Origin of the sequence: Nocardia anocheti (assembly GCF_029675105.1) — a bacterium.
Lineage (GTDB): Bacteria > Actinomycetota > Actinomycetes > Mycobacteriales > Mycobacteriaceae > Nocardia.
Map to the genome: position 1 here is coordinate 1 of NZ_JAQQFV010000021.1, position 7,886 is coordinate 7,886.

Consider the following 7,886-nt stretch of genomic DNA (forward strand, 5'->3'; position numbering starts at 1 on the left):
GCCGGAGGTTCCTGGCCCGGAATGTGCAGACGCAGGAAACCCAGCAGTTCGTCGATATGGCGTTGTAGGGCACGGATCAGGCGGATCGCGTCACGGAAACGCAGCTGGTCGGCGGCGGTAGTGATTCGTCGCGGCCGCATTTCCCCCACCAGCCGATACCGACGCGGCAACCAGCCCCGTCCACGTCCACTGGTCTGAGCCGGCCAGTGGACGCTCAGCGTTCTCATCAGCCACGCATCCGCTTCAATTGTCCACACAACCGACAGCATGTTCGACAGAAAGGACATTTGGTCCGTCTGTTTTGACGTCGCAGGTGGTATTTTTGATGCCATGATTAGCAGGGCCGATATACGTGCACGACTCGCCGACCTGGCCGAGTCACAATGGGGCCTGCTGACTACCGCCCAGGCCGCCACCGTCGGCGTCGACAGCAAGCAACTGCAGCGCCTGGTCGAACACGGGCTGCTGGTCCGGCTGCGCTACGGCGTGTACCGGTTGGCCGGTGTCCCGGACTCGCCGACTGAACCGCTGCGCGCGGAATGGCTCGCACTCGAACCCGCCCGCACCGTCGGCGACCGCCTCGGCGACGACGTCCCCCTCGGCGTCGTATCCCACCGCTCCGCCGCCGACCTGCACAGCCTGGGCGACCTCGACGCCGACTACCTCGAGTTCACCATCCCGGCCCGCCGCGGCACCCGCAGCCCCGACGTCCGTTTCCACCGAGCCACTCTCACCCCGGACGAATGGACACTCGTCGACGGGCTACCAGTCACCACACCCGCGCGCACCATCGGAGATCTGGCCGCCGCCCGCACCGATGGCGGCCACCTGGCCTCGGTCGTGCGCGATGCCCTGCTGCGAGGCGCTTCGGCCGACGAGATCGCCGAAGGTCTGCGCCCCTACGCTCACCGCTACGGCGCACCCGTCGACAACGGCTCGGCCCTGATCAACCATTTCATCGCCCTGGCCGGAGTGCCCGAATCATCTCTGGCGTTGTCAGTGCCCGCCCTGGAACCGCTTATCGCCGCCAACAAGGCCTGGACCCAAGCCCTCGACCAGCTCGTGGCTGGCCACAACAGCGCACATTTGACGGCTGCTCTGACCTCGCTTCCCTCCACAGAAGCCGCGGTCGAAACGATCCGCAACCAGCTCGCCCACGCTAAACCCGGCGAGCAGGCGGCCAAGCTCATCCGCCAAGCCGTGGCACCACTCGCCGAGACACCCGAGTGGAAAGACATGATGGCGCGAATCCGCACCCTGATCCTGCAATCGGTGGACCCGCGGCAATTCTCTAACGCCGCCGCGGCCGATGAATGGGCAACCGCGCGTCTGCGCGACGCGATCGCCGAAGCCCTCACCACCCCACTTGTCCCGGAGGCCGACCAGTGACCAGCCCCAGCCCTGCCTCGTTCAAAGCATCACTGAGATCCCTTATCCAGACCCAGGCCCGCCAGACCCGCCGCCCGGCCAATGCCCTGCGCCGCGAGTTCTTCATGCAACGCTTCCTCGCACGCGTGTTCGCCGACCCCACCTCACCCTGGATAGTCACCGGCGGCGGCGGACTTCTGGTCCGACTGCCCGGAGCCCGCTCCAGCCAAGACCTCGACCTCATCCGGATCGACACCGAGATCGCCGACGCCATCGACCAACTGCGCCACCTCGGCGGAGCACGCCCCGACATCGACCCCTTCATCTTCAGAGTCGAGCTGGCCAAACAACTCACCGGCGACGCCGCCACCGGCGCCGAACTCACCATCTCGATCTACCTCGGCGGCCAGCTGATCGAGGACTTCCACACCGACCTCGCCGTGGACAAAGTGATCATCGGCGACATCGAATCTCTCACTCCCACACCGATTCTCGACATCGCCGGCTTCGCCGCGCTGCCGCCGGTGCGGCTGATCCCCGTCCCGAGCCAAGTCGCGGACAAGATCTGCGCGATGACCGCGCGCTACGGAGCCACCCGCCAACCCTCGAGTCGCTGGCGAGACCTTGCCGACCTGTGCTTCATCGTCGGCAACCTCTCCTTCGACGCCGACGAAACGCTCACCGCCCTGAACGTACAACGCCAACACCGCACCCTCGAACTGCCGACCACGCTACTCTCGCCGGGCCCGGAATGGCCGCGCTCCTACCCCGCCATGGCCAAGGAGACCACCCTGCCTCCTGAACTCCACAGCCTCGCCAACGCACTGGACTTCGTCGGCGAGTGCCTCAACCCTCTACTCGACGGCACCCGCACATCCGGACGCTGGATTCCGCACACACGCACCTGGAGTCCCGAATGACTAACGCGGAACAGTCGTTGCTCCTCGGATGCCACCCATGGCCGCCCGCACGAAGTAGCGTCGTCCAGAAACACGAAACTGGCCCGCACTCAGAAGAGTGCGGGCCAGCTTCTATCACGATGGACATTCGCCACCGCTAGTTAGCCGGGTAGCTACCCCCAGCGCCGAAGAGATCCCGATAGATCCAGAACACCGCGCCATCCTCAGCGAAGAAGCTCGTCGCCCCCGACAAACCCGACTCGCTCGGCGTCTCCTGCGGCGGCTGTTCAGGACTGGGCACCGTGAGCTCCGGCAGAACGCCGCGCCGGATGAGATAGTTCTCCTCGCCGGCCACAGCGTTGCTCGGAACCTCCCAATAGGTATCCCACGCGGTCGGCGGCTCGGGAGAACCACCACCCGGAATACCCACGATCACCCCCTGGACCGGGCGACCCCACACAAGCCGAGCCTGCCGGGGAACGCGGATCCTGGTCCACGCATCATTCGAATTCACCCGCAGGCGAACCAATTTCGACATCACATATCCTTTCGATGTCTCCGGACCACCGACCCACTGTCAGACAGTCGGCACCGGAGGGCGACAGACATCACCACGGCGAGTTCCGCGGTACGCCCATGACAAAGCCCTCGCTCCTGAACATCTGGAGCGAGGGCTTTCGAGTAGCGGAAGCCATCTGCGGCGTTGGCCGAAGACGTACTAACGGATTCGGCCAGGTAGCGGTGAGACCCACAGTGGTGCCCGATGTTTCGCCGTGGCAGCACCGTGGATCGTGGATGACGAGTCGTGGGCGGCTATCGAACCGCTACTGCCGGTGAAGCCGGCAGGAACACCGGGCCCGGCCCAGCACGATCCGAGGCTGGTGTTCCAGGGCATCCTGTTCGTGCTGTTCACCGGGATCGGGTGGGAAGACCTACCCCAGAAACTCGGGTTCGGGTCTGGAATGACGCGTTGGCGCAGGCTGCGGGACTGGCAAGCCGCCGGGGTGTTCGAGGCGATGCACCAGGCGGTCCTCGACCGCAGCAACGCCGCCGGGTTGATCGACTATGGCCGGGTCATGATCGACGGCTCGCATGTGCAGGCCAAAAAAGGGGAGTGCCTGATGCGCGCGCCGGTGCTCGACCGAGTTCGACCCCTGCGTGGACGGCCGGGGCCACCACGCCGCCGATTAGGGCCCTCATCGGCGACAAGGGCTACGACTATCCCAGCGTGTACACCGAGCGAGCTGGCCGAACGCGGGATCACCGGCTACATCCCTCACCGCGGAACCCGCGACAAGACCACCGCCGGCCGCTGAATCGTCGAGCAGACCATCGCCTTTGCTCCACCAGTACCGGCGCCTGGCCGTCCGATGGGAACGCCGCACCGACACACCCACTACGGATTCCTGAATCTGGGTGCTGCACTGATCTGTTGACGACGACACAGCAACCGAACCTGATTGGAGCTCTTAACCTACAGTGCCGCGACGGCTTTCATCGACGGGATGAAAATGTTCACTCAATCTCCAGTTCGAACGGTGCTGTCACGCGGAGACCTGCCGAAATGCCTCAACGACTGGTTCGGCCAGCTTTGGTACGTGCGGTAAAGTACCAGCCAATCTACAAGCAGATGCCAGTTGTCCGAGCGCCCTTTCGAGGGCGGACACCGCAGCCTATCCTCGAATTGATCCGGCACCTGAACCGCACGACCGAGCCTCAGCAGTCGGGCACTCGTTCGGTCCCCGTTGGCAACAGCCACCACCAATGGCCGACCGGAATGGAAGTAGGAAGGGCACCTGGCAGCAGCGGATTGACCCAAGGAGCGCGATCACGCAGCCACTCATCCATTTCTTCGATGTACTCCATATCCTCACCGTCAACAGCCCCATCGTAATAGTCGATCAAAAACTGGAATATCGACCGTCTAAGACACGGTTCAAACCAGCCATCGACTTCGGCACTAATCGCCAAATCGAGCGATTTATAGACGAACGCGAACATTGCTTGAGGATTTTCAGATATTTGTGTGGCGATACGTACACGCGCATCCTCCACTTCAGCATCCACCAGATGACTATCGTTGGTGAACCTGAAGTGAATAGAGGCCAGATCGAGCAGAGCGTACTCGAAGAACGAATCACGCGTAGCGTTATTGTCAATGGACTGTCGCGAAGAGTCCAAATTGGCCAGGATGCTGACGAGGCCCGCTTTGGGCGAACCGAATTCAGAGAGCAACTGAGGTTCTGCCTTTCGGTATGTCCTCCAAAATCATGGCTTGTCAATGCAGGACGGGGGCGAGACGTCCAGGTCGTGAGACCGACAGCACGCCGTCGTCATAGCTCTCACGACCTTCCCATTCGCCGTTCGCAAAGCACACGAGCTGCGCATCATTTCGTATCTCTTCGAAAATACAATTTCGACCATCCATCAGATATCGAGGGCAACCGCTTGGGCCCGTCAGGGGCCGAGAATCGGAGCACGCGCGCCGAGCCCCACCGCCGATCTGCTGACTACGATCTATGGTTCAGGAGCGTCCGGTGGGATCCGCAGATGAATGCTGCGAGACGCATCGGACGACCGAGCCTCAGCAATCGGGCACCTGCTCGGTCCCTGACGGCAACAGCCACCACCGATGGGCCGAATTGAATGGAAGCAGGAAGGACACCTGGCGGCAGCGGATCGACCACGGGCAGGCCTATCATCAACAGATTGTCACGAAGAGTCAAAATTGGACAGAAATACTGATAAGGCACGCCTTGCACGAGTGAAATTCAGGGAGCACCTGAATCTCTGCGACTGGAGTACTGAGCGCGAGTCGCATGTGGTGGACCTTCTCTGTCTGTCGCCAGTTGCATCGCCGGACTTCGTACCCGCCACAGGGTCATGCCGAGTCGGCCAAGAGACCCTCGAGCGGACACCTCCAGATCCGCGGGCTACTGCTCGCCACTACCGAGCAGCTGCCGCATCCATCCCGGAACCTCGTCGTCTGCACGAGGGTGCACTGCGAGTTCGCGCTTGAATTCCTCCGCCACCGGCACCGGCACCCAATCCAGCAACTCAAAATTCGAGCAGCGCGTTTCATACCGATCCCGCCCCGCGATCGAGATCTGAAGGCTGAGCCACGTGCCATCATCTGCCTCATACGCGGCACGTTTGTGCTCAGACAACAACCCGAGCAGCATCTCAGAAGGCCGATCGTTGCGCACCGAACCGTCCTGCAACCGCACCTGGATACCCGCGCTCCCCTCATCGCCGACCAGCGATGCCCACAGCACCGCAAAGTCCCACCCTTCGCCGAGAAGCTCGACCACCTCGGTCACCAACGCCTGCTCGACCACCTCGACGCCAACCTGCTCACCAGCCCACGACTCCCATCACGCACTCATCCCCTCGGTCGAGAGCTCCTGATTCACAAGACCGATCATCTCCCGTACCAGTTCAGACGGCTCCGTATCGCTGAACAGGACAAACTCCACCCCAGCCGACTCACCGACACCCGCCGATCGCGCAAGCTCGGCGGCATAACCTGATCGCACCGCACGCACATACGAGTTCAGCTTCTTCCGGAAGTCTTCCTCCACCACCCCGAGCGCCTCGCCGCGGGATGGCCGTTCCTCGACCATCGCCAAGACCAGTCGACCATCCGGCCCCACCGCAACCTGATCTATACGATCATGCTCTTCCACCGTCATTGACGATCTCCATCACTGAGCTCCTGGCATCCCGCCGATGAAGCATCTTTACCTCAGTACGATTGGCGCACTGCTCGACTGTCATTGCCGTACAGACCCGCTGCTGCGCTTCCTTGCCTGAGCATACTCTGGAAACTGTTGACGAAGCGCGCCATCGAAAGCTTCAGCTTGCTCCTTGGAATCCTTCTTATGAAACGAATTCCTATTGATATACCAATCCATCACGGCAGCAGCATCGTCATGCCTGTCGGACATCAGACTCAGAATAACACTGCCCCGCAAGCGCATCGGGTCGGGATTGATTTTATCGAAATACATAGCACGAGGCGACCTCGCTATTGCCAGCAAGCGGTCAACACTGCTACGTTCACCGAACCATTCGGATACGGGACCGTTTACAGTTCCCATGAACTGCCCAATCGCATGGTTCAGGTCGGACTCGATTGAAAGCGCAATCGGCCTGCTCGCATCTAGCGGATCATCAAAATAGCCGAAGGAAATAGAGTCGATCTCGCTACCGCAAAATGATCCAGCCAGGTAGTCCAAATCATTACAAACATCGAGAACGGTCTCGACAACAGACGCCGCAACAAACGCACTTCCATTGATGCGAATGCCTTCATCACCGCCGCGATCCACGTGGGCCATGACCCCCCGTGCCATATGCTTGATACCGCTCTCAGGCGCCGCGAACCACAGCCGTCTCCACGTAGGCGAGGCCGTACCCGGCTCTGCTTCTCCCAAGCCATCAAGTGGAGAACTAGGTATGAAGCCCTCACCAGACAGCTCAGCAGTGAGTCTTTCAATCAGTCGAGTCATCAACACGGCGCGCGATACCAGAAAACCTTCCTTGATGCAGACGCAGGTTCATAGAACCAGAATACTAGACGAAGTCACCGCCACCCAAGTAACGCAGGATTCAGATTCGCATATGAGATCCATACGTGTTATGTCAGCCAACCATGCGCCCGACAGAGACCAGATCAATTCGCCCGACTTCACATACTGCCACTCGAACTACTTCTACTAATTGGCGACCACCCTACAATCGACCGATCGACGTATTCAAACCCGGCGGGCGGCTGCGTACTCCGGGAAACGAACACCCATCGCGGCGTCGAACGCCGCGACCCGCTCCGCAGAGTCCCACGCATGAAACACATCGCGGTCACGATACCAATCCATCAACGACACCACCTCTTCAACGCGACCCGCCAACAACGCCAAAATCACCACATCACGAAGCCGCTCGGGTGAAGGGTTCGACTGATCGATAGCGCCGAGTGCGGGCTCCCGAGCCCGGGCCAGCAGGTCAGTGATCGTCGACATCCCCCCGAACCACTCCCGAACATCACTACGCACATAATCCATGAACTCAACAACACTAATGTCGATATCACCCTCCACCGCGACCCAGCTCTTCGCCCTCAAAACCTCCCGCGGATAACGAAAGGTTCCGAACGACACAAAATCCACCGGGGCGGGCACCGAACCGTCGGCGGCGCTTTCCAACGCCTCAACAGGCAACTCGGCACGCACCAGCCCGACTACGTCCGACATCACGTACGCCCACCCGAAGACACTGACACACCCGTCCCTATCGAGCTTCAGCGAAGCCATGACGGCTTGGCGCACGCCCGGCAAACCGTCAACATCAGCAGCGAACCACGCACGCCGCCACCGCGGATACCGCTTCCCCGGCTGAGCCTCCCCGTTCCTATCCAACGCCTCGCACCGCACGAAACTCTCCACTGCCAGGGCCTCAGCCAACCTGGCGATAGTCGACTTCATCAACCGATCCGACCCGGCGCCACCCACCACGTCTCCTCTCGATACCCTGCTTCGCTGCGTACCGCCGACCCATACAGGGAAGAACCTTGCTGTGCGTTCCTACCACCAGCTGCCCTGACTGCCCGGATCGGTCTAT

At 61.4% G+C, this 7,886-nt stretch carries 9 protein-coding genes; 3 read left to right on the plus strand and 6 right to left on the minus strand.

Annotated elements, in window-relative coordinates; all coding sequences use genetic code 11:
- The first annotated feature begins 267 nt into the window (after positions 1-267).
- Complete coding sequence (locus QC180_RS30010) at positions 268-1,389, plus strand: type IV toxin-antitoxin system AbiEi family antitoxin domain-containing protein (RefSeq protein WP_278266238.1); 1,122 nt, start codon at positions 268-270, stop codon at positions 1,387-1,389.
- Positions 1,386-2,288 carry a nucleotidyl transferase AbiEii/AbiGii toxin family protein gene (locus tag QC180_RS30015; protein ID WP_278266239.1) on the plus strand — a complete coding sequence of 301 codons (903 nt, stop codon included), beginning with the start codon at positions 1,386-1,388 and terminating at the stop codon, positions 2,286-2,288. The genes QC180_RS30010 and QC180_RS30015 overlap by 4 nt, the downstream gene beginning before the upstream one ends.
- Positions 2,289-2,424: 136 nt before the next feature.
- Here QC180_RS30015 and QC180_RS30020 read toward each other — a convergent pair whose 3' ends face one another.
- Positions 2,425-2,805, minus strand: coding sequence for a hypothetical protein (locus tag QC180_RS30020; RefSeq protein ID WP_278266240.1), 381 nt, complete (start codon positions 2,803-2,805; stop codon positions 2,425-2,427).
- Between the two features lie 235 nt (positions 2,806-3,040).
- Here QC180_RS30020 and QC180_RS30025 point away from each other — a divergent pair, with 235 nt between their 5' ends.
- Positions 3,041-3,583 (plus strand): transposase, encoded by a 543-nt coding sequence (locus QC180_RS30025; RefSeq protein WP_278266241.1) that lies wholly within the window; start codon positions 3,041-3,043, stop codon positions 3,581-3,583.
- 400 nt (positions 3,584-3,983) lie between these two features.
- On the opposite strand, the gene QC180_RS30030 is transcribed toward QC180_RS30025, so the two are convergent.
- From QC180_RS30030 to QC180_RS30050, 5 genes are all read right to left on the minus strand, one after another.
- Positions 3,984-4,502 carry a hypothetical protein gene (locus QC180_RS30030; RefSeq protein ID WP_278266242.1) on the minus strand — a complete coding sequence of 173 codons (519 nt, stop codon included), beginning with the start codon at positions 4,500-4,502 and terminating at the stop codon, positions 3,984-3,986.
- A gap of 698 nt (positions 4,503-5,200) precedes the next feature.
- Complete coding sequence (locus tag QC180_RS30035; protein WP_278266243.1) at positions 5,201-5,605, minus strand: hypothetical protein; 405 nt, start codon at positions 5,603-5,605, stop codon at positions 5,201-5,203.
- A gap of 36 nt (positions 5,606-5,641) precedes the next feature.
- Positions 5,642-5,959: a hypothetical protein gene (locus QC180_RS30040; protein ID WP_278266244.1), complete on the minus strand. Its 318-nt coding sequence runs from the start codon at positions 5,957-5,959 to the stop codon at positions 5,642-5,644.
- A gap of 81 nt (positions 5,960-6,040) precedes the next feature.
- Positions 6,041-6,607, minus strand: a complete 567-nt coding sequence (locus QC180_RS30045) for a hypothetical protein (RefSeq protein ID WP_278266245.1) — start codon at positions 6,605-6,607, stop codon at positions 6,041-6,043.
- A gap of 417 nt (positions 6,608-7,024) precedes the next feature.
- Entirely contained in the window at positions 7,025-7,750 is a 726-nt protein-coding gene (locus tag QC180_RS30050; protein WP_278266246.1) for a hypothetical protein, read from the minus strand.
- Positions 7,751-7,886 lie beyond the last annotated feature (136 nt).